General features: G+C 69.3%; 17 protein-coding genes and 3 pseudogenes. 13 read left to right on the top strand and 7 right to left on the bottom strand.

Features of this window, described 5'->3' with window-relative positions; genetic code table 11:
• Positions 1–48: 48 nt before the first annotated feature.
• Together ACFY12_RS12860 and ACFY12_RS12865 are read right to left on the bottom strand one after the other, a co-directional pair.
• Positions 49–798 carry a DedA family protein gene (locus tag ACFY12_RS12860; RefSeq protein ID WP_390715824.1) on the bottom strand — a complete coding sequence of 250 codons (750 nt, stop codon included), beginning with the start codon at positions 796–798 and terminating at the stop codon, positions 49–51.
• The gene (locus tag ACFY12_RS12865; protein WP_390715825.1) at positions 795–1,526 is read right to left on the bottom strand and encodes a class I SAM-dependent methyltransferase; all 732 of its coding nucleotides are present in this window, start codon (positions 1,524–1,526) and stop codon (positions 795–797) included. Before ACFY12_RS12865 ends, ACFY12_RS12860 begins: the two co-directional genes overlap by 4 nt.
• A gap of 133 nt (positions 1,527–1,659) precedes the next feature.
• Here ACFY12_RS12865 and ACFY12_RS12870 point away from each other — a divergent pair, with 133 nt between their 5' ends.
• The 5 genes from ACFY12_RS12870 to ACFY12_RS12890 all read left to right on the top strand — a co-directional run bounded on the left by ACFY12_RS12870 (position 1,660) and on the right by ACFY12_RS12890 (position 6,433).
• Positions 1,660–2,799 carry a sensor histidine kinase gene (locus ACFY12_RS12870; RefSeq protein ID WP_390715826.1) on the top strand — a complete coding sequence of 380 codons (1,140 nt, stop codon included), beginning with the start codon at positions 1,660–1,662 and terminating at the stop codon, positions 2,797–2,799.
• Positions 2,796–3,443 carry a response regulator gene (locus ACFY12_RS12875; RefSeq protein WP_390715827.1) on the top strand — a complete coding sequence of 216 codons (648 nt, stop codon included), beginning with the start codon at positions 2,796–2,798 and terminating at the stop codon, positions 3,441–3,443. Before ACFY12_RS12870 ends, ACFY12_RS12875 begins: the two co-directional genes overlap by 4 nt.
• 256 nt (positions 3,444–3,699) lie before the next feature.
• On the top strand, positions 3,700–4,344 hold the full coding sequence (locus tag ACFY12_RS12880) for a transcriptional regulator (RefSeq protein ID WP_390715828.1): 645 nt from the start codon (positions 3,700–3,702) through the stop codon (positions 4,342–4,344).
• 5 nt (positions 4,345–4,349) lie between these two features.
• Positions 4,350–5,483 (top strand): aminotransferase class I/II-fold pyridoxal phosphate-dependent enzyme, encoded by a 1,134-nt coding sequence (locus ACFY12_RS12885; RefSeq protein WP_390715829.1) that lies wholly within the window; start codon positions 4,350–4,352, stop codon positions 5,481–5,483.
• Positions 5,480–6,433 (top strand): ornithine cyclodeaminase family protein, encoded by a 954-nt coding sequence (locus ACFY12_RS12890; protein WP_390715830.1) that lies wholly within the window; start codon positions 5,480–5,482, stop codon positions 6,431–6,433. Before ACFY12_RS12885 ends, ACFY12_RS12890 begins: the two co-directional genes overlap by 4 nt.
• 1,541 nt (positions 6,434–7,974) lie before the next feature.
• On the opposite strand, the gene ACFY12_RS12895 is transcribed toward ACFY12_RS12890, so the two are convergent.
• Complete coding sequence (locus tag ACFY12_RS12895; RefSeq protein ID WP_390715831.1) at positions 7,975–9,114, bottom strand: serine hydrolase domain-containing protein; 1,140 nt, start codon at positions 9,112–9,114, stop codon at positions 7,975–7,977.
• 128 nt (positions 9,115–9,242) lie between these two features.
• Positions 9,243–9,911: a DUF4097 family beta strand repeat-containing protein gene (locus ACFY12_RS12900; protein ID WP_390715832.1), complete on the bottom strand. Its 669-nt coding sequence runs from the start codon at positions 9,909–9,911 to the stop codon at positions 9,243–9,245.
• 222 nt (positions 9,912–10,133) lie between these two features.
• Here ACFY12_RS12900 and ACFY12_RS12905 point away from each other — a divergent pair, with 222 nt between their 5' ends.
• The 8 genes and pseudogenes from ACFY12_RS12905 to ACFY12_RS12940 all read left to right on the top strand — a co-directional run bounded on the left by ACFY12_RS12905 (position 10,134) and on the right by ACFY12_RS12940 (position 17,905).
• Entirely contained in the window at positions 10,134–10,889 is a 756-nt protein-coding gene (locus tag ACFY12_RS12905; protein WP_390715833.1) for a helix-turn-helix domain-containing protein, read from the top strand.
• A 1,060-nt stretch (positions 10,890–11,949) separates the two neighbouring features.
• Positions 11,950–12,591, top strand: coding sequence for a GNAT family N-acetyltransferase (locus tag ACFY12_RS12910; protein ID WP_390715834.1), 642 nt, complete (start codon positions 11,950–11,952; stop codon positions 12,589–12,591).
• Between the two features lie 244 nt (positions 12,592–12,835).
• Positions 12,836–13,246 carry a DUF3995 domain-containing protein gene (locus tag ACFY12_RS12915; RefSeq protein WP_390715835.1) on the top strand — a complete coding sequence of 137 codons (411 nt, stop codon included), beginning with the start codon at positions 12,836–12,838 and terminating at the stop codon, positions 13,244–13,246.
• Positions 13,247–13,532: 286 nt separating this feature from the next.
• Positions 13,533–14,259: pseudogene (locus ACFY12_RS12920) on the top strand (dienelactone hydrolase family protein).
• Between the two features lie 73 nt (positions 14,260–14,332).
• A pseudogene (locus tag ACFY12_RS12925) lies at positions 14,333–14,533 on the top strand (IS630 family transposase); the annotation flags it as partial.
• Positions 14,534–14,661: 128 nt separating this feature from the next.
• Positions 14,662–15,258, top strand: a complete 597-nt coding sequence (locus tag ACFY12_RS12930; protein ID WP_390715836.1) for a hypothetical protein — start codon at positions 14,662–14,664, stop codon at positions 15,256–15,258.
• Between the two features lie 156 nt (positions 15,259–15,414).
• Positions 15,415–15,993 carry a hypothetical protein gene (locus ACFY12_RS12935; protein WP_390715837.1) on the top strand — a complete coding sequence of 193 codons (579 nt, stop codon included), beginning with the start codon at positions 15,415–15,417 and terminating at the stop codon, positions 15,991–15,993.
• Positions 15,994–17,302: 1,309 nt separating this feature from the next.
• Positions 17,303–17,905 (top strand): DUF2867 domain-containing protein, encoded by a 603-nt coding sequence (locus tag ACFY12_RS12940; RefSeq protein WP_390716262.1) that lies wholly within the window; start codon positions 17,303–17,305, stop codon positions 17,903–17,905.
• A 446-nt stretch (positions 17,906–18,351) separates the two neighbouring features.
• Here the strand turns inward: ACFY12_RS12940 and ACFY12_RS12945 are convergent, their stop codons facing one another.
• The 3 genes and pseudogenes from ACFY12_RS12945 to ACFY12_RS12955 form a co-directional block, all read right to left on the bottom strand.
• Positions 18,352–18,855 carry a hypothetical protein gene (locus tag ACFY12_RS12945; protein ID WP_390715838.1) on the bottom strand — a complete coding sequence of 168 codons (504 nt, stop codon included), beginning with the start codon at positions 18,853–18,855 and terminating at the stop codon, positions 18,352–18,354.
• An 83-nt stretch (positions 18,856–18,938) separates the two neighbouring features.
• Positions 18,939–19,121 (bottom strand): annotated as a pseudogene (locus tag ACFY12_RS12950) (flavoprotein); the annotation flags it as partial.
• Between the two features lie 43 nt (positions 19,122–19,164).
• Entirely contained in the window at positions 19,165–20,517 is a 1,353-nt protein-coding gene (locus ACFY12_RS12955; protein WP_390715839.1) for a helix-turn-helix domain-containing protein, read from the bottom strand.
• Positions 20,518–20,722 lie beyond the last annotated feature (205 nt).

Genomic DNA, 20,722 nt, shown 5'->3' on the forward strand with positions numbered 1-20,722 from the left:
CCAAAGGGAGGGGTTCGTCCTGTCCTGGTACGCCGGGGAGTTCGCAGATCACGGGGATGGGGAGGGGGTGGGCCAGGTTGGCCATGGTGTCGAGTTGGCCTGGTTGCCCGCTGGTGTGGGCGTCGAGCTGGTGTTGCCGGCGGAAGACATGCCCCGGGGCGATGTGGCGAAGGAGGTAGCCGGCTTGACGTCCCTCTCACTCCCGGCTTTCCCGCGCGCCCTCCACCACAGCGCCACCGCGGCGGCCACGCCGAGCAGACCGGCAACGACAGGGGCACCGAAGGTGAGTACGGGTTGCAGGGAGGCGGCGGCCGTGTAGCCGGCGCTTGCTTCGGCTGCGGCCCACACGGGAGCGGCGAGCGCGCTGTAAGGGGCGATGCGCCGGTAGGGCAGGCGGGTGGCGCCGGCCAGGTGAGGAGTGAGGGTGCGGAGCACGGGGACGAACCGTGCGATCAGCACCGCCTGGCCGCCCCGCCGGGCCATGAGCTCCTCAGCGCGCCGCCAGGCGGTGGTGGGGATGCGGCGGCCGATGCCGGCGGTACGCAGACGGGTACCCAGCTGGAGTCCGGTCCGGTGGGCGAGGAAGTCGCCGGTCACCACCGCACCGGCGGCAACAGCGATGACGAGGAGCAGGTGCAGCTGCCCGGTGCTGGCCAGTGCGCCGGCGGTCAGCATCAGGGTGAGGGTGGGGATGAACGCGCCGATCAGCAGGACGGACTCCGCCAGGACAGCGGCGGTGAGGATCAGGTAGCCGACGGCGTCGGGCACGCCGCCGAGGGCGGTGGCCAGGGCGGTCATCGGCCGGCGCCCAGGAGAGTGCGGCTCGTACGGGGCGCCGGGGCCGGTTGTGCGGGGCGCTGGAGCTGCCACACCTTGGCCGGGGGGAGGTTGGCCCACACCGTCCGGCAGCCGGTGGCGTATCGGCGCTGGTAGCCGGTCATGACGTCGTCGACGGCTTGGTGGCGGCGTGCTGCGCGGCGGGAGGAGACGAGCGTGCGTGCCCGGCGGGTACCGAGGTAAGCGAAGTAGGTCAGGGTGCCGCCGGGGTGGAGCAGCTCCATGTACCGCTCCATGATCGTCTCGACTTGACCGGGGGTGAAGTTCGTCAGCGGCAGGCCGGAGATGATCACGTCGTAGCGGCAGTCGGTGTCAAGTTCCTCGACGTACTGCTGGTGAACGCGGACCTGCTCGGGTTTGCCGGCCAGGTGCGGGTGGGTGTGCACGAGGTGGCGCAGCCGGTCGGCGAAGCGCGGGTTGGCGTCGACGACATCGAGCCGGCTGCCGGGCGTGATCAGCGGGACGAGGGCACGGGTGACGGCTCCGGTGCCCGCCCCGGCCTCCAGGACGGTCAGGGGCCGCGGTGCCTGGCGGCGTACGGGATCGGTGGCCGCGCGGGCCAATGCCCTGCCGCTGGGCGCGACGGCGCCGGTGGTGCGCATGTCCCGGGCGGCCTCGATGAGGAACATCCAGCCCTCGGCATGGCGCTGCGCGAGGACACGGTCGTGGGAGGTGGTCCAGTCGTCCATGGCTTCGAAGCTAGGAAGCGGCGAGCGTCCGCGAGTCCGCCGATGTGCGACCCCGTCCCCCTACGAAAGTAGGGGGACGGGGTGGCGGGTCGGCTAAGGAGCCGATGTCCGCAGCGCAGTTAGGATCCGGCAGATGAGCAGGAAAGAACGGCCCCTGTGGCTGGCGTACGGGCGGCCGATCCTGATGGCTCTGCTGACCGTGCTGGCCGTGGTGAACGGCGCCTACATCTCCGGCGGGACTCTCCTGAGCGTGCCCAGCGCAGCAGCCGCGCTGTGCGGACTGGCCCTGCTGGGTCGACGGGTGCCGTGGTTCGTCGCCCCTGTACTGGTCACGGCTGCGGCCGCGGTGTGGGGGCTGTCGATGCTGCCGCTGCTGCTGCTCACCCTTGCCGATCTCGCCGCGCGCCGCCGTGCCTGGATCGCGGTCGGGTGCGGGGTGATCGCGCTGGCCGCCAACCAGTTCACGGATCCCAAGATCTCGCTCCAGATGACTCAGTCGTACGGCTCCCCGCTGTTCCTGCTGCTGGCCGTGGTGTGCGGGCTGTGGCTGGGCAGCAACCGACGCCTGGTGGAGGCGCTCAATGCCCAGGTGGAACACCTGCGCATCGAGCGGGAGCTGCGTGAGGAAGCCGCCCGGGCGGCCGAGCGGTCCCAGATCGCCGCGGAGATGCACGACGTGCTCGCCCACCGCCTGAGTCTGATCGCGCTGCACACCGGCGTCCTTGCCACCAAGGCCGACACCCTGCCCGAGACGGTCGCCGACCGCCTGGCCCTGTTGCGGACCGCCTCCACCGACGCTCTGGCCGACCTGCGCGACGTGCTCGGCGCCCTGCACCACACCGAACCCGACACCACGCCTGCCCCACCCGTCCTACGTGAGGTGGACGAACTCATCCAGCAGGCACGCGAGGCCGGACAGCAAGTCGAGATCCACACGGACGGACGTCCCGAGCGGGCCCCCACCACACACCGGCTCGCCGTCTACCACATGGTCCAGGAAGCCCTGTCCAACGCCCGCAAGCACGCACAGGGCGCACCGGTCCGCATCCGCCTCGACTACGGTCCGCCCGCCACCCTCGTGGAGGTCACCAACGCCCCCGGTACCCCGGCCACGGGCGTGGTGGACTCCGGCTTCGGCCTGGTGGGACTGCGGGAGCGGGTCACCGCCCTCGGCGGTGACCTGACCGCCGGAGCCGACGGGGCCGGCGCCTGGCGGCTGGCGGCCCGCATCCCGCACCCGCCCGCCCCTGAGCAGAACGGCTCCCGCGCATGATCCGCGTCATGATCGTCGACGACGACGCCCTGGTCCGCCTCGGACTGGCTGACCTGCTCGACGGCGACGACAGCATCGAGGTCGTCGCCCAGGCATCCGACGGCCTGCACGCCATCGAACTGGCCACCGCACACCGCATCGACGTCGCCCTGGTCGACGTCCGCATGCCCCGCATGGACGGCATCACCGCCACCACCCGGCTACGCGCCCTGCCCGACCCCCCGAAAGTGATCAGCCTGACCACCTTCGACCTCGACGAATACGTCTACAACGCCCTGGCGGCCGGAGCCGACGGCTTCCTGCTCAAAGACACCGACCCGGCCGAGATCCTACGCGCCGTCCACCTGGTCGCCGCCGGTTCGGCGATGCTCCACCCCAGCGCCGCGCGCCGCCTCATCGACCGCTACCACCAGGCCGCCCGCCCGCAGAGCACCGCCGCGCGCACCCGCCTGGAGGGCCTGACTCCCCGCGAGCGCGACGTGCTGGCCCTGCTCGCCCAGGGCGACACCAACGCCGACATCGCCACCCGTCTCCACATGCGCGAGTCCACCGTCAAAGCCCACGTCAGCCGCATCCTCACCACCCTCGACGTCACCAACCGCGTCCAAGCCGCCCTCCTGGCCCGCGACGCCGATCTCGCCTGAGTTACACGTCCTCACCGTCGTCGTCGCTGTGCGGGACGCGCAGTGCTCCAGCGCGACCGAACCGTCGGGCCCCGACTCGATGTCGTCGGTGATGAAGAGCTGAGATCAGCAACCCCAAGTCGCCTGGAACATCGCCGACTTGGTCGTGCGACACCCATACGGAGCCGGACGCGCCCTGCCTAGCGTCCCGCGTCGAGGGGTGCTCCGCGCCGACGGTGTCTGGACTTTGTGTCCAAGCTGGACGTACAGTCCAGGCATGGGGAATGTGAAAGTGGGCCGGGACCCTCGGGTGCGGATGTGGGCGCCGGCGTGCCAGGCCGTCGCCCTGCTGCTCGGTCCGTACGCCGAGGTCGTCCTGCACGATCCGGACACCGATCGGGTGCTGGAGATCTGGAACCCGATGTCCTCCCGTGGCCCGGGGGACCCGTCGCTGCTCGGCGAGCTGGACGAGCTCGACCCGTCGGCGCAGGACGTGTACGGCCCGTACGAGAAACTGCTCGCGGACGGCCGCCGACTGTCGTCGGTGAGCGCAGTCCTGCGGGATGCGCAGGACCGGCCGTCGGTCGTGTTGTGCGTCAATCTCGACCGCACGCCACTGGAACAGGCCGCCGCCGTCCTGTCCGCCTTCGGCGCGCCGACCGTGCAGCGCCCCGAGCCGCTGTTCGAGCAGGACTGGTCCGAGCGGATCCAGCAGGTGATCGGCGCTTACGTCCGCGAAACGGGCCGCCCCGTCGAACGCCTGACCCGTCAAGACCGTTTGGCCGTCCTCGGCCGGCTGGAGGAGGCCGGGGTGTTCGCGGTGCGCCGCGCCGCGCCGGTGGTCGCCGGGGCGCTGCGGGTGTCCCGGTCCACCGTCTACGGCCTGATGGCCGAGCTCAGAGCATCAAGCGCAAAGGACTGACAACCATGACCCGGCTGCCCGACTTCCGCCTGGAGACGTACTTCTCCCGCTGGGAGTTCACCGCCCGCCACCACCTGACCGCCTCCGACGTCCAGACCATGGCACTGAGCGATCTGCTCGCACTGGCCGACGACAAGGACCGCGACGCCTTCGAGAACCTGTCCCTGGGCTACACCGAGACCTTCGGCGATCCGGCCCTGCGCGAGGTGATCGCGCAGACCTACGAGCACGCCGACGCCGACGACGTCATCTGCTTCGCGGGCGCCGAGGAAGCCCTCTACCTGGCGATGAACGTCCTGCTCGACGCGGGCGACCACGCGGTGGTGGTGACCCCGAACTACCAGGCCGCCGAGACCGTGCCGCTGGCGCTGTGCGAGGTCACCGGCGTGGCCCTCGACCCGGACGACGACTGGGCCCTGGACCTCGGCCAGGTGGCGGCGGCCATCCAACCCAACACCCGGGTCGTGTCGGTGAACTTCCCCAACAACCCCACCGGCAAGGTCATCGACACCGCCGACTTCACTGCCCTGGCGCGCCTGTGCGACGAGCGCGGCATCCACCTGTTCAGCGACGAGGTCTACCGCGGCCTCGAGCGCGACCCCGCCCGCACCCTGCCGCAGGCCGCCGACCTCTCCGAGCGCGCACTGTCCCTGAACGTGACCTCGAAGTCGCTCGGCCTGCCCGGGCTGCGCATCGGCTGGATCACCTGCCGCGACCGTGCGTTGCGCTCGCGCCTGGAGCGGGCCAAGCACTACACCACCATCTGCAACTCCGCGCCCAGCGAGGTCCTGGCCCGCATCGCGCTGAAGGCCCGCACCACGATCCTGGCCCGCAACCGGGCCCTGATCGCGGCCAACCTGCCGGCCTTCGAGGAGTTCTTCGCCGAGTTCACAGAGGACTTCGAGTGGCAGGCGCCGGACGGCGGATGCGTCGCCTACCCCCGCTACCTCGGCGCCGACGGGGTGGAGGAGTTCTGCACCCGTCTGGTGGAGGAAGCCGGCGTCCTGCTGCTGCCCGCCAGCATCTACAGCTCCGAACTCACTGCCACCCCCACCGACCGGTTCCGCATCGGCATCGGCCGCCGCGATCCGGAGGAGGGCCTGGCCGCCTTCGCCGAGTGGATGCGAGCGCGCCGATGAGCCCGCAGATGGCCCTTCCCGTCTTCGATCCGGCCGCCATCAAGAAAGCCGTCGCCCCACAACTGGTCCTCGACACCATCCGCGATGCCCTGATCGCTCACGCGGAAGGCCGCACCAGCGTGCCGCCGCCGCTGCACATGGACTTCCCCGAAGCCGGCGGGGACTGCCATGTCAAAGCCGGCTGGATCACCGGCACCACCGACTTCACCGTCAAGATCGCCACCGGCTTCTACCGCAACCCCGCCCTCGACCTTCCGACCAACCACGGCCTGGTCTGCGTCGTCAGCGCCCACACGGGACAGATCCGCGCGCTCCTGGACGACCGCGGCCTGCTGACCGCCTGGCGCACCGCCGCCGCGGGCGCGCTCATCACCCACGTCATGGCCCGGCCCGACGCCACCACCCTCGCCGTCTACGGCACCGGCGAACAGGCCCGCCTCCAGGCGACCTGGCTGGCCAAACTCCGCCCACTCGGCACGGTGCTCGTCCACGGCCGCAACCAGCACAAAGCCGCCGCCCTGTGCAACGACCTCACCGCACACGGCCTGCCCGCCCGCCCCGCTTCGGCACAACAGGCGGCCACCGCCGACATCATCATCACCACAACCCCGGCAACAGCCCCCGTCCTGAACGCCGCCCACGTACGCGAGGGAGCGCACGTGACCGGCATCGGCACGGACATGCCGCACAAGAACGAGCTCCCACCGGCGCTCTTCCACCGCGCCGAGCTCATCGCCACCGACGACCACGCCCAGTGCCTCGACCACGGCGACTTCGGCCACGCCGTCCGCGCCGGCGCCACCACCCGCGACAGCGACATCCCGGCCGGCCTCCTCCTCAAAGCATCCGTCGACCGACCGGACACCGCGATCACCGCCGCCGACCTCACCGGTATCGGAGCACTCGACGCGGCACTCGCCTCAGCCGTCCTCGGCCGACTCCTGCCCTGAATGCCCAAAGCCGGACGGGGCGGTGACTGTCAGCGGAGCCCAGGGCCGGCACGGAGCGCAGCGGCCGGAATGATCCTCGCCGACAGCCCCAATCGCGGTCCCTGACCGTCCTGCGCGGCTGGCTGGCCGACGGGGAAGCCGGCGGACAAACTGCGAGAGCGCTGACACTCCTCGATCTTCACCCCTGACCGTGCCGTCCACCTCTTCGCAGGCAACATCGCGGCCCACACCAAGACGTTCATGCTGCTGGGTCCGTTCCGACCGAAGGCGCTTGTCGTCCAGTACGTCCAAGGCAGCCTGTTCGGCGACTGACTGGTGTTGCTGAGGCCGTCAGAACGCCGACCCAGGCCAGCCAACACGGGATGCCGAAGGCCCGTTCCTTGAGGGAACACGACAGGCGTTCCTCCAAGGAACAGCGGCTCATTCCCTCGGGGAACCGCCGGAGACCGCCCATCTTCCTCTGGTCCGCTCGATGATCCACACGAAACCCCCAGCAGCCGAGCCACAGCGGCATTTGTCCGCCTCACACCACTGCCGCACCAGTAGAGACGGTCAGTCACGGGCAACCGAGGTACAGACTTCACATTCAGAAGGCCGCACCCGGCAGCGCAACATTGCGCTGACCTGCGTCGACACACCAAAAGCCCCCCTGATTCCCAAGCTCAGAGCGCGGGTTCGATTCCCGTCACCCGCTCCATACAAAAGCCCCAGGTCAGCGACCTGGGGCTTAGTTGTTGTCTAGACCATTTTCGGGCCGCGTGCCAGATGCGTGCCATAAGGGGCCGATTAACGCACCGAGTTGGCATCCGCAAGACCCTCCTGAGCGATTTGATCCGCCGTCATCTCGAATCGCGAGACGCAATTTATGTGACCTGCGTCACGCACCGCTGAATGGTCTGCAACGATGCACTTGCGAACGCCCCCTATCGCTGTCGCGGCTGAGCCAGACAACGAAGCCTGGTCCAACTGCGTGAGTGAACACCTCAGTTGGCAGAGGGGCGCTTGAGTCGGCGAGGCTGAGCTTCGGCGTTGGCTGGCGATGGCGCCTGCAGGCCGGCCAGCCGACCGGGCCGAGGTGCGGTTGGTCCCGCGGGGCCGCAGAAGAAGGCCGGGGAGCGGATGCCGCGCCGGCGACCGGGAGAGCGATGCCAACCTCCCGGTCGCCAGCAATGTGTGAGCTGCATTTGCCCACCCCACGGGGGTGATCAGGGGTCTCTCCGCCGGCGCGTTCGCTAGTTGTGCGGCTGCAGGAGCTCGTGACAGGTCCCGGAGTCGTCGCGGAAGGTCGCGGAAATACCCCACGGCTTCGGCTGCGGCTCCTGGAGGAAGGTCCCCCCCCCCCCGCGGACAGCTCCTTGACGGCCGCGTGGCAGTCCTCGACGGTGAACGTGCAGCCGACGAGCGCCCCCTTGGCGAGCAGCGACTTGAGCTGCTCGGCGGACTCCGGGCTGGCCGCGGGCGCGTGCGGGTCCGCGCATGTGGACCGGCCACGCCGAGCTCAGCGAGCTTGGCGTGGCCCGGTTCGGAATGCTCGGCCGCGTCTACTGAGCCGACTCGGCCGCCTCGTGAGCCCGCTCGGCCTGCCCGCTGCGGAACACCTCCTTGACGAGCCTTTGATGCGCCTTCTGGAATGCCGCGGCCGTGGCGGCGAAGTCGAGCTCGGCGTCCCCGGTGGTCAGGGAGGCGGTGAGGGTCTTACTGCCGTCGGGCGTGCTGTACATCAGTGCCGCCCAGCCAGCGAAGCCGCCGTTGTGGTGGAAGATGGTGCCGCCGCCGTCCGTCTCCTGCAGGAACAGGCCCAGGCCGTAGCGGTGGTCGCCGCTCTTGGGGTGCGGTGTGCGCATCTCGGCCAGCAGCGAGTCCGGCAGGAGCTTGCCGCTCATCAGCGCGGAGATGAACGTGTGGAGGTCCTCGGTGGTCGAGATCATGTCACCGGCGGCGGAGACCCAGGAGACGTTGAAGCGGGTGACGTCGACCACCTTCCACTGGCCGGCGTGCTCGTACCGGTAGTAGCCGTGGGTGTGCGGATCGGGGATCTCCGGCGAGGTGCCCGGCACCACGGTGCCCGACAGTCCCAGCGGCCGCAGGATCAGCCGCCGCATCTCCTCGGCCAGCGAGCGGCCGGTGACCTCCTCGACCAGCAACTTGGCCAGCACGTAGTTGGTGTTGGAGTAGCTCCAGTCCGTCCCCGGCTCAAACCGCGCCGACTTGGACAACGCCAGCCGTACCAGTTCCTCCGGCGGGTAGGTGTGGAACTGGTTGTCCACCCATTCCTGGCCCTGCCAGGGGATCCCTGGCACGACCGTCCCGTCCTCGTAGTACTCGCCGGTGTGGTTGAACAGCCCGCTGGTGTGTTGCAGCAGCATCCGCACCGTGATCCGCCGGTCCAGCCCGAACCGGGGCAGGTAGTCATCCGCCGGGCTGTCCAGCCCGATCTTGCCCTCGGCCACCAGTTGCAGCACCACGGTCGCGGTGAAGGTCTTGGTGGTGCTGCCGATCCGGAAGTGCCCGTCGGTCGGCGGCTTGGCGTTCTCGCCCAGCTTGCGCACTCCGGCGCTGCCGACCCATTCGCCCTGCTCATCGTGCACGCGCAGTTGCACCCCGGCGAAGCCGGAATCGACGATCTCCTCGATGGCCTTCTGCAGTTCCGGGCGGTCCTGCCCAGTGAGGGTAAGGGACATGGCTGTGCTCCTTGTCGGTTGCGTGGGTGGATGGCTGTTGCGGTGAGTTCGTGCCGGCCGCCGAGGGCGAGCGCGTCAGGGCGGTGGCCGTGCTGCGTTCGCTGTGCGGGATGCCCGTGGCGCTGCGGTCAGAGGCTGCGGGCGGTGATGTCGCCGTAGGCGGTGGTCGCGTGGATGTTCAGGCCGGCGGCGCCGTCGGTGTTCTTGAGCGCGTTGTGGATCCGGCCGTAGGCGGTGCCGGCGTCCAGGGAGGCGGAGACTCCGCGGGCGGCGCCGACCGTGATCCCGCCGGCCTCGGTGCGCAGCACGACCGTGCCGTGCACGGCCTCGGCGATGTGGAGGTCGCCCTTCTGGGTGCTGATCTCCGCAGGGCCGCCCAGGCGGCCGACCGAGATGTCGCCGGCGGCGAGGGTGAGGCGGGCGCTTTCGGCCTCGTCGAGCTTGACCGAGCCGTGCGCACCCTCGAAGGCGACGTCGCCGAGCCGCCCGAAGCCCCGGAATGCGGCGCTGGCCGCCTTCGCCTCGATGCAGGAGCCGGCGGGCAGCTGGACGGTCACCTTGACGGACCCGGGGTTGCCGAGGATCCGGTTCTCCGTCGGCAAGGCCGCGATCCGCAGGACGCCGTCGCCGTACTCGACCGTGGTCCGCTCCGCCGCCTTCACATCGCGCCCCTTCGAGGCGTCCGCGGGCAGGACCTCGACCGTGGTGTCGGCTCGGTCGGCGGCGAGGAACCGGATGGGTCCCGCGGGGATGTCGAGCACGGCTAAGACCGGGGCGGGGGTGTCGAACTTCTGCATCGTGTTCTCCTGCGACTTGTTGTTTCGGATACTAGAAACGCTACGTTGCATTCCAAATCTCGGCAACAACTTTGATGCGTCAAATCACCATCAGCGCAGGTGAAGTCAGGAATATCGTTGCAATAGTCCCGGATTCAATGCAACGAGAGCCAAGCAGGCCGTTGCAATAGATTGAAAGTGAACGCTATGTTGGAGGCACCAAGGAGCACGCAGGAGGTCACGATGCCGGGAGGCAGACTCACCCAGCAGGAACGCCGGCAGATCGCGCTGGGGCTGGCCGACGGCCTCGCTTACGCGGAGATCGCCAGACAGCTCGACCGTCCGACCTCCACGATCACGCGTGAGGTCATGCGGAACGGCGGCCCCACCGCCTACCGCGCCGACCTGGCCCACCGCGCCACCGAACGCCGCGCCCGCCGGCGCAGGCAGGCCGCGCCCCGGGGGCAGGAGGCGCCCGTGCAGGCCGACGGACGCGACGCCGAGGCCGTGCGCGAGTACGAGGAGACGCTCACCACCGTCATCATGCAATCGGGCCTGCCCAAGATGACGTCCCGGGTGCTGACCTGCCTCTACACCACCGACGCGGGCAGCCTCACCGCGTCCGAACTCGTCCAGCGCCTCCAGGTCAGCCCGGCGTCCATCTCCAAAGCGATCACGCTCCTCGAGCGCCAGGGCCTCGTCCGCCGGGAACGCGACGAACGCCGCCGCGACCGCTACATCGTCGACGACGACGTCTGGTACCAGGGGATGATCGCCAGCGCCCGGTCCAACGCCCTGGTCATCGAGACCGCACGGCAGGGCGTCAGCATCCTCGGCCCCGACACCCCGGCTGCCGCCCGCCTCGAAGGCGTCGCCCGCTTCCTCGACTTCGTCAACGAGAGCATGACCCGCGCCGCGGAGCAGGCCCGCGACGTCCTCCACCCGAAAGCCGAAGCGACCTCAGGCGGCACCGCCACGCCACGTTCAGATCGCGGATAGACAGTCGTCTTGATGGTCACAGCCAGTGGTGCCCGCCGGACCCTTCCACCTGAGCCGGCCCCATCGCGAACGGGCGATGCTCATTCGGCGCGGCATCCCTTCACGCAAGCGATCCCCGTACCGTCAGCAGCAGTGCCCGTGGCGCGTAGCGAGCCGGCCCTGCGGGAATCCTTCCGTTCCGGGGCCACATCGCCCACCGTGCCAGTGCCGTGCCAGATAGACCGGTAAACCGCGGTCAGCAAGGGCCAGAGATTCAACCCGGCACGCCCGTCCCAGCCACGGCGTCTTCGCTGGCCAGACCGCCTTTCGGCACCCAAAAGCCCCCTGATTCCCAAGCTCAGAGCGCGGGTTCGATTCCCGTCACCCGCTCCATAGTTAAGGCCCAGGTCAGCGACCTGGGCCTTGGTTGTTGTCCAGACCTCTTGAGGGCCGCCGACCGGCCCTCGGATCGACGCCTCGTGACGCCGACTTTTCTCAACCCACCTGGCTGCCAACGGTATTGGCGTGCGCCGAGGCGCGTACAGATCTTGCCGAAGGGTGACGGACGCCCCCGAGCGACGGCAGCCGGGGGTCCGGGGTCGGCTCAGCGGCGGCGCACCACTCGCCCTCACCCACCCGACCAGGTCCGGCGCAACAGGGCGTCGCCCGCGGTACTTGAACAGCCGGTTTCTGCGGATTCTCGCGCGACCGCTGTCCCCTTGGGCGATGGAGAAGGGCCGCGCCGCCTCCCCCGTATGGCCGACTGCGATCATCCCGCTAGTTGATGTGGGCAGATCAGGCGGACTGGAGAATCAAAGGGAGGCCGCGCGACGTCAAGGAAAGGAAAGGAAAGGGCAGGTCCGGGCCTCGACCTCGACGTGGCCCAAGTGGGGTCCCCTCCTTGTTGCCCCCGGACCGATGGGCTTCTGGCCGACAGCCGCGTCGCCTGGGGCAGGGAACAGGTCGCCCGCTCCATCGTCCGTTACCCGCACCTGGCCACCCGCCACCCACGCCCGGCCACCACGCCCGGCCGCCCACGTTCCCGTACTGGCCTGAGGCCAAGGAGAGGAGAGGAGTGTCCATGTCCCAGACGTTGGCCGACATTCTGGACGCGGTGACACACGGGCACTTTCCACCGCCCGACGGCGGCACGACCGTGGTACCGCAGCCGAGCCACCGCGACGCCGGAGTGATCGCGTTCACCGCACATTCCGTGGTGTTCACCGACGAGGACCCGCAATGGGTGCGCAGCACGCTCGCGTCCCTTGACTGCGACGAGCTGGCGGCCACGATGAACCCCCGCTTCCTGGCCTCGTTCCTGGCCCGCACGGGCCGGTCGGCCGACACCATCGACCTGCTCACCGTGGCGAGCTCCCTGCCCGGCGACCCCCCGCTGGAGCTGCGAGAACTCACCGACCCGAACCACCCGCGCGTGTACCGGGCGCGCAAGCGCCGGGACCACGTCCGCGTCTGGGCCACTGACGGAGGAGTGGTCGTCCTCGGCCGGGGCGTGGCCGGCCGTTGGGAGACGGCGATCGAAGTGGACGAGGACGTACGCCATCGGGGCCTGGGCCGGGCACTGGCCACTGCCGCCCGGCACCTCGTTCCTCCCGGGCAGTCGGTCTGGTCACAGCAGGCCGCAGGCAACGCCCGCAGCGTGCGCGCCTTCCAGGCAGCTGGATTCCGGCCGGTGGGCGCGGAGGCACTGCTCATCGCGTCCTAGGGTCGTCTCCTGCAGGTCAGGGTCCGAAGACGCCGCGGGGAATGCCTTCCTTGGCCGGATAGGAGTCTTGGAGCGTGTCCGTACTGGTGCGCTGACTGCATCTGACCGCATAGGTCTCGCGCGTGATGGGTCAACTGCCATGGAGAAGGGGGCCGTTGCCATACTGGATCCGTACGCGTCGGCACGGGATTGGAGCACTGAGTACGGGATTGGAGCACTGAGCATGGTCCGCACTGTGGTCCCCATGGCGTTGACGATTACCCTCGTGGCTATTGGCCTGTTGCACTTCATCTGGGCGTTCTCCCCTTGGCCGATGAGCGATGCGGTGACGTTTTCCAGGACGATTGGCGGCGTCGATGATGACAAGATGCCGCCGGCACCGAGCACCGTTCTGGTGGGTCTGGCACTGATCGGTGGCGCTGTGCTCACCCTTATGGTCAATGAGTCCATCCCGGGGATCGGCCCGGGCCGGCTGCGGCTGGTGGGTATGTACGGCCTGACGGTGGTTCTGCTCGGCCGTGGCCTGGGCGGATACTTCATGAACTCCGGAGCCGCCATCGAATTCCAGCGGTTGAACACTTTCCTGTACTCACCGTTGTGTGTGGTACTCGGCGTCCTGAGTGGAATTGTCGCGGTAGCCGCGAGCAGGCGTTAGGGCGTGTATCGAAAGTCCCTCCCGGCACACCCGCTGCTGCGTTGTCGGGCAGTCGGTTCGAAAGAGGTTCCTGATCCGAGCCATCAGAAGCGCCCTGGTGCCGCATCAGGCCGCGTTCGCCCTGGCGAGGTGCGGGTGATGATGTTCGTGATACTTTCGGCGTCGCCGTGCACCACTGCACATTCGAGGAGGTGAGTCCGATCAACGCTGTGACCAGTCGGGGCTCCCTCCTTTGCATGGCCTAGGGAGCGCCCGCACAAGGCATCCCGAAAGGCTTGGAACGCTGATGCGCTTCACCTCCCAGACGTCGTCGGACGGCGTCACCGAACAGTTCTTCACCCTCGACGAGATCCCCGGCGTGCTGTGGACGCCGGAAGACGCCTGCGGCACTCGTCCCCTGATTCTGCTGGGCCACGGTGGCGGGCAGCACAAGACGGCCCCCGGCATCGTGTCCCGCGCGCCGCTACGCCGCCGAGGGTTTCGCGGTCGTCGCGATCGACGCGCCCAACCACGGAGACCGGCCCAAGGACGAGGAGTTCGGCCGGATCGCGGCCGGGATGCGGGCCGGCATGGCCGCCGGTGAGAATCCGGGCGCGCTGGTCGCCGGAATGCACAGCTATCTGGCCCCTCAGGCCGTCGCGGACTGGCAAGCGGTCCTGACCGCGGTCCAGCGCCTCGACCAGGTCGGCGTCGGCCCCGTGGGCTACTGCGGCATGTCGATGGGCTGCGGGCTCGGCATCCCGCTTATCGCCGCAGAACCACGGATTCGCGCGGCGGTGCTGGGCCTGCTCGGCGTGCACGGGCTGGCCGAGGACGCCGGGCGGATCACCGTGCCGGTGCAGTTCCTGGTCCAGTGGGACGATCAGATGGTGCCGCGGGACCAGTGCCTGGCGTTGTTCGACGCCCTGGCCTCGGCTGAGAAGACGCTGCACGCCAACCCTGGCAAGCACGGGGATGTGCCGTCGTTCGAAGTGGACAGCTCGCTGCGGTTCTTCGCCCGGCATCTGAGCTGACACGAGATCCCGTACTCGGCGCGCCGGCCCGGAACTCCTTCCCGGCCGGCGCGCTCGGTCCGGACTGTTCGGCATGGCCGAGCGGGTGCGGGTGCGGGTGTGGGTGCGGAAGATCGACGACGATGAGGGCAGGCGGCTGCTGCGGATCGTCCGCGGGGGCACCGGGTCGGTGATGACCTGGCGGCGGGCGCAGATGGTGCTGCTGCTGTCAGCCCAGGGCATGAGCGTGGCGAAGATCGCCAAGGTGACGTTCACCAGCGCCGTCACCCTTCGGGCGCACCGCTCCATCAGCCCTACGGCGGAGCCAGTTCAGCCTGCGGAGCGATTCACGGCGCCCCACTGTCGACGATCTTCATAAGCAAACGAACCAGCCCTCAGCTGACCGGAACCCGAGGATCGCACATGCAACCGCTCCTACAGATCGAAGAGCCCGCAGCCGCCCGCCCCCGACGACTCCGCGCCGCATGGCGGGCGGCCCACGAGCCCGTCGCCGGAGTGTCCCGGCGGATGCAACTCGTCGCCTGCGCTGTGCCGTTCACCGTCCTGCCCTCCAGCCTCTGGCGGCTCCCGGCCGCGTTCGACGACGGGATCGGGTTCGGCGAACGGGCGTACATCGTCTTCCTGTCGGTCCTCTCCGAAGTCCTCGCGTTCACCGCGATCGGGCTGATCGCCCGTTGGGGCGAGGTGTTCCCGCGCTGGATACCGTTCCTGCGCGGCCGCCGGGTCCCGACGAAGGCGGCGGTCATCCCGGCCGCCATCGGGTCCACGGTCCTTACCTTCCTGTGGACCGTCCTGGCCCTCGTCACCCAGATCATGGGCACCACGATCCGAGGCGACGACCTGCCCGGCGACTCCCCGAGCGAGGCCGGCGGCTGGGAAGCCGTCTCGTTCTACGTCTGCTACACACCGCTGATCCTTTGGGGGCCGCTGCTGGCCGTGCTGACCGTCGCGTACGCAAAGCGCCGTCGCGCGGCGGAGGACCTGCCTGCCGCAGCTTGAGCTTGTTTCGTCCCTCTGAGCCGGTTGCCATCGAAATCGAAGAGGTACGAGGGCATGTGACGATCGCGTCTGCTGACAGGCGCTCCGTCTCTTGGGGGAGGCATGTCAGCCTCTGGAGCGACGGCACCGCTCCGGGGATCGAAGACGCTGAGGTTCATGACAGCGCTCAACGGGCAACGCCCGGCCACGGCTTCGCACGACACCGAACGCCCCGTTCCCAGGTGGGCGGTCGTCACCGCCCATGCGATCCCCTTCGTCCTGCTACCGCACTGTCTGTGGCGGCTGCCCTTCGCGTTCAACTTCACCATGGGCACGATCGATCCGAATGCGTCACCCATGCCGTGGCCCTGGGGCGTCCCCTATGTCTTCGGACTCAGTGTGCTGACGGAGGCCTTGGCGCTGCTCTGCTTCGGCCTGGTCCGGGGATGGGGCGAGACCGCACCCGGATGGCTTCCGGTCATCGGGGGCAAACGCATCCCGCCGCTCGCGGCGATCATCCCGGCCACACTCGGCGGGTTGGCCGCCACAGCACTGTGGGGCAGCGGACTGCTCGCCTGGCTCCACGTGCCCGGGTTCCATGCTCTGGGGTACTCCAACGGCTGGTGGGAGCTGCTGGCAAGGCTGTCCATCAGCCCGGCGATGCTGTGGGGGCCGATGGTGCTGGCGCTGACCTACGCCTATTACGTCCGGCGCTGCCGACCGGCCCAGAGCGGGGTTCACCGCTCAGCGCCCTGACAGCGGTCGCAGATGTCTGTCTCGGTTCGACGAGACGCGCTCAAGCCCGTGAAATATCGAGACCATGGAGCCGGAGGTCACGGTGGCCCTCCCCACAACGACGCAGAGGCGCAAGGACGCACGGTCGTCCTTGCCCCGACATGCCGGTGGACCCGGTGGACCCGGTGACCCGGTGACCCGGTGGTTTCGGCGGTGGCCGGAGTGGGCGCCTGCTGCCGCCATGGCCTGGTGCACGGTGTACGCCGCCGCCGAGGCCGCCCGGGCCGGGAACGGAACCACCCTCCCCTTCCCCCTGCCCGCCCCGTACGCAGCCCTCGCCCAGCTGATCCTGGCCTCTCTGGCCGTCGTCGCCGCGGCTGCCTGCTGGGCAACCCGGCGACAGCTCGGCCGACCAGGCCGCACGGCAGTGGTGTGCGCGCTCATCCTGACCACCCCGGTCTTCGCACTGGGGATGACCGTCCTGCCCATCTATTTCGTCCCCTTGGTGACCGGCTCGGGGCTGGAGAGCGCCACCGGCCTGGCCCATGCGCTGCTGAGCACGGCCCTCACCTCGTGCCTCGTCCTCGTCGGTCTGTCGTACCGCCGACGACTGGCCGACGCCTGCCCCCGCTGCGGCCACCGGCACACCGGCGGCCACGACGCCCCGCTCGTCCACCCCGGCGCCTCGACCGCCACCCGCCGCACCAGGAGGACGGCCTATCTGCTGATGTGTGGCGTGCTCCCGTGGGCCGGAGCCAAAACCATCTGGACGCTGGGCGGTGACGCACTCGGCATCACGGCCGAGAAGTGGCAGGAGTCGAACTCCGGAGGCTCCGAGGTGTCCAAGGCGCTCGCCGAGGTCGGCATCGATGTGACCGTACTGGCCGCCGAGCTCGGATTCTTCCTCCTGGCCGGGCTGATGTACCCCTGGGGACAGGTGTTCCCTCGCTGGACCCTGCTCCTCTCCGGGCGCCGAGTACCACGACTGCTCCCCCTCGTCCCGGCCTGGCTGACCGCACTCGGCCTGTCGGTGTACGGCGCCTTCCTCCTGCTCTACGCCCCGCTCGCCGCCCTCGGCGTGGTGCCGGCCCCGCAACCCGACCCGGCACTGGGCGGCACTCCCTCCGGCACCCTCTGGCTGGCAGCCTTCGGCGGAATGGCATTCGGCGGCCTGGGCTTCGGCCTCCTCACCGCAGCCCGCTCCTACTCCGCACGCACCCGCCCCGTCTGCGCCACCGCGACCGACCAACACGAAGTCCCCACCCGCCGACACGGCACGCACACACCCTCGTCGTCACACATCACTGAGCAAGCAGATGGAGGTCCACGAATGAAACTCCCGAACACCGCGCACACCTCCCGCCCCTGGCTGATCCACGAGATGGCGCACGACTTCCGCCTCTACGACGTGTGGGCGCTGCCGACGCCGGGAGGCCCTGACGACTTCCCGCACCTGGTGCGGCAGACCACCGGCGGCGACACGGCGGACAACCCGTCCTGGGTCGCCCGCGCGCTCTTCGCGATCCGCTGGAAACTGGGGAAGCTGCTCGGCTGGGACAACCCCGACTCCGGCGTCGGCTCCCGGGTGCCGACGCTGCGCGACCGGCTGCCCGCCGATCTGCGCGACGGTCCGTACGGGCCGGAATTCGACCACCTGCCCTTCCGCTCGGTCTACCTGACGGGCAACGAGTGGGCGTCGGAGATGAGCAACCGGACCATGCACGGGGTGATGCACCTGAGCTGGGTCCCGGACGGAGCCGGCGGCCACCGTGGCCAGATGGCCGTGCTGGTAAAGCCGAACGGCCTGTTCGGGCGGGCTTACATGGCCGCGATCGCGCCGTTCCGGCACCTGCTCGTGTACCCGCCGCTGATGCGAGGCATCGCAGCCGAGTGGCGTGCCAACCCTCCCCAAGACCCCTCACCCGCGATCTAGCCCTTCCGGCGGGCGACATATGACGGCCACGGGCCCCACCCACCGACACGGGACACGGGACACAGACGGGACACAGACGGGACGCAGAAGGGGAGGACACCAGCGGTTCGCGGGGTACCCGCGCCGCGGGGGCGAGGGCGCGGCCCACCGGGTAGGCGCGGGCATCTGCCGCGAGGCCGCTGTAACGCCCGCTGAACACCGGCCGCTCGGCGAGACGGCGTCGATACGAACCGTGTGATGACCTGATCCGCACTATGGGCAGCTGCGGCGATGGAGGCCACCTTGACCTCGGCCGCGCGAGGCCAGCGGGGCAGGACACGGAGCCCCAGGTCTACGCCGCCCCGGTGCGTCCTCACGTGCTGAGATGCGTCCTCACGCGCTGAGACTGCGCAGTTCACAGGAGGAAGCGACCCGTAGCAGTTCACGGGAGGAACCGACCCGTAGTACTAGCCGAAGGCCGAGGTGGCCGGGGATGTCCAGAAGGTCACAGTCGGCCCGTAGGAGCCGTCCTCCTCGTCGCTCACCTCGACGGTGATCTCCCGGTCGGGGTAGCGCGCGGACAGGACTCCCTGCCAACACTCCCCTAGGGCCAGCGCGAGTTGGGGCAGTTCCTCCCCGAGTTGATCGTCACCCATCAAAGGGGTGTTGCTGAAAGTAGCCCACAACTCGACGTGATTGGCGACAACTTCGATACGGCGCCGATCGCCCTCCAGGTTCGTGAACCAGTCGTCGATAGCGCCCTGATTGAAGTGCTCCTTGAGGAACACGCAGCCGCGGTACTCGACCGTCTCAGGGCAGAACAGCCAGGCTGCGGCCAGGACGAAACGCAGGCCGCCCTCGAAGTCAAGGTAGTTGTCCGGTGAGAGGTCTTCGTCCTTCCAGTCAGTGCGCCATTGCCTGAAGAACGCCGGCAGCTCACGCTCGGACCACGCCGGTTTGCTGCTGCTCACGAGATCTCCCAGGGGAATGCGGCGCGCACTGACCTTGATGGGCGCACGAAGACCCCACCGGTCTTCGGATTGGTACGATCGGCCTGCGCCTCGATCGCCGTCGTGTCTATGAAGCCGAGGCCCTGTGGGGTGGCGCTGACACCCACGTCCCAGTTCGCCTCCTGCGCAGCCGTGATCAGCTTGCCGACGTCGCCGGCGATTCCGGACGCGCACTCGACGACGTGCAGGAACAGCTCCTTGGTCTGCTGGTCAGGCTGATCACTCACGCAGGGACTCCCAGTCAACAGCTGAAGTGATGCAAGCGTGGTTTCAGGTGGCAGCACCGACGCGAGAAACAAAGGCTCGTACGCCGGGGAGAGAGCGGTCGTGTCGCAGAAGGCCGGAGGTCATGGTGTGCACCGAGCGGCGGCGCACCTCCTGGGGAGCGGCTTGTTCGGCAGCCAGCAACGCGCGGTAGCAGCGGTCAGGCTTGCCCCACTGATCGAAAGCCCGAGCAACGTCGATCCAATAGCGGGCCTGCCGTTCGGTGGTCGGCAGCTGGGTGACGTCGACGCGGCGGGCGTGCTCGATGGCCTGTCCGGCGTCGCCGAGAAGGTAGCTGATCGAGATCTGGTGCAGGAGCACCTGGCTGGGCCCGAAGGTGGTGCCATGCAGGAGCGCGTCGTGTCCGAGTCGGCCGGCGGTTCCTTCGGCCTCGGCGATCAGGGCGCGGGCGGTATGCCGGTCGCCCTGTTTCGCGGCGGTGTAGGCAGCTGTGGCGTACAGGTTGCCCTGCACAGAGAGGCGTTCGGTGTCGCCCCCGTCGCGGGAGACAGCCATCTCCTGAGCGGCGGTGACGGCGACGTCGGTGGCGCGTGCGTAGTGCCCCTGGCGGCGCCAGGCGCTGGAGACCATACGTCGTGCCTCGGCAACCGTCAGCGCGTCCGCACCATGCAGAGCTGCCGTCAGAGCGCGATCGGCGGTGACGGCGGCCAGCCCGTCCTCGCCGAGCTTGATGCACAGGCGGGCAGCGACGCTGTACAGCGCGGCGACGGCAGCCGCTGCCTGTTCAGGGTGCCCAGCAGTGCTGAGCGCCTGGCCAAGCGCGATATGAGCGGGGAGGGCGCGGGCGACTGCGTCGTAACGGCAGGTGCTGAAGTCGCGGCGAGCGGAATCCACCGCTGCGGCGACCGTGGCAGGGGTGGGATCCGGTCCAAGGTGGGATTTCGGCTGCTTGTGCAGCAGCAGGTCTTCCAGGCCGGACAGGCTGGGCCGCGCGGGCACTTGAGCGGCGGCCGCAGCGGGGCCGAAGACCGCCCCGGTTGCGGCCCCTGCCAGGCCGGCCAGGAGATTGCGTCGACGCACCGGATCTTCACCCTCCTCGCCAGACGGCACTGGATTCACCCTAGTCGCACCCGGCAGGCGCTGAAGGGCGTTCGGCTCGGGCATCGATCTGTCGTGTCGAGGTGCGAGCCCCAGAAGGTGCGGCGGGATGTCCAACAGCTCGGCAACATGTCTGAGCAGGGCGACGTCGCGCATCGGCTGCTTTCCACGCTCCATCCGTGAGAGGGATGCGGCGGTGTAGCCGACGGCCTCACCGAGCTCGGCCAGCGTGACACCGCTCGCCCGGCGGACGAGCCGAACAATCGCTCCCGCGTCGCGACGGTTGAGAGCGTCATGCATGGGCGGTAACGGCGTTGGGCGACCTCGGCCGGTAGTTCTGCGGCTGGGCTCTGACGGGACGCGTCGCGGGCCGTGTTGCGCACCGGCAACCTCCATGACGGCCTGCCCGCATGGCCGGACTGGGAGAGACAGCGAAAAAGAAGTTGTCGTGCCTATGGAGTCGTGGATAACGTCGCCTGGCGCGAGAGACGCGTGATCACGATGC

Origin of the sequence: Streptomyces sp. NPDC001339 (genome assembly GCF_042895955.1) — a bacterium.
Taxonomy (GTDB): domain Bacteria; phylum Actinomycetota; class Actinomycetes; order Streptomycetales; family Streptomycetaceae; genus Streptomyces.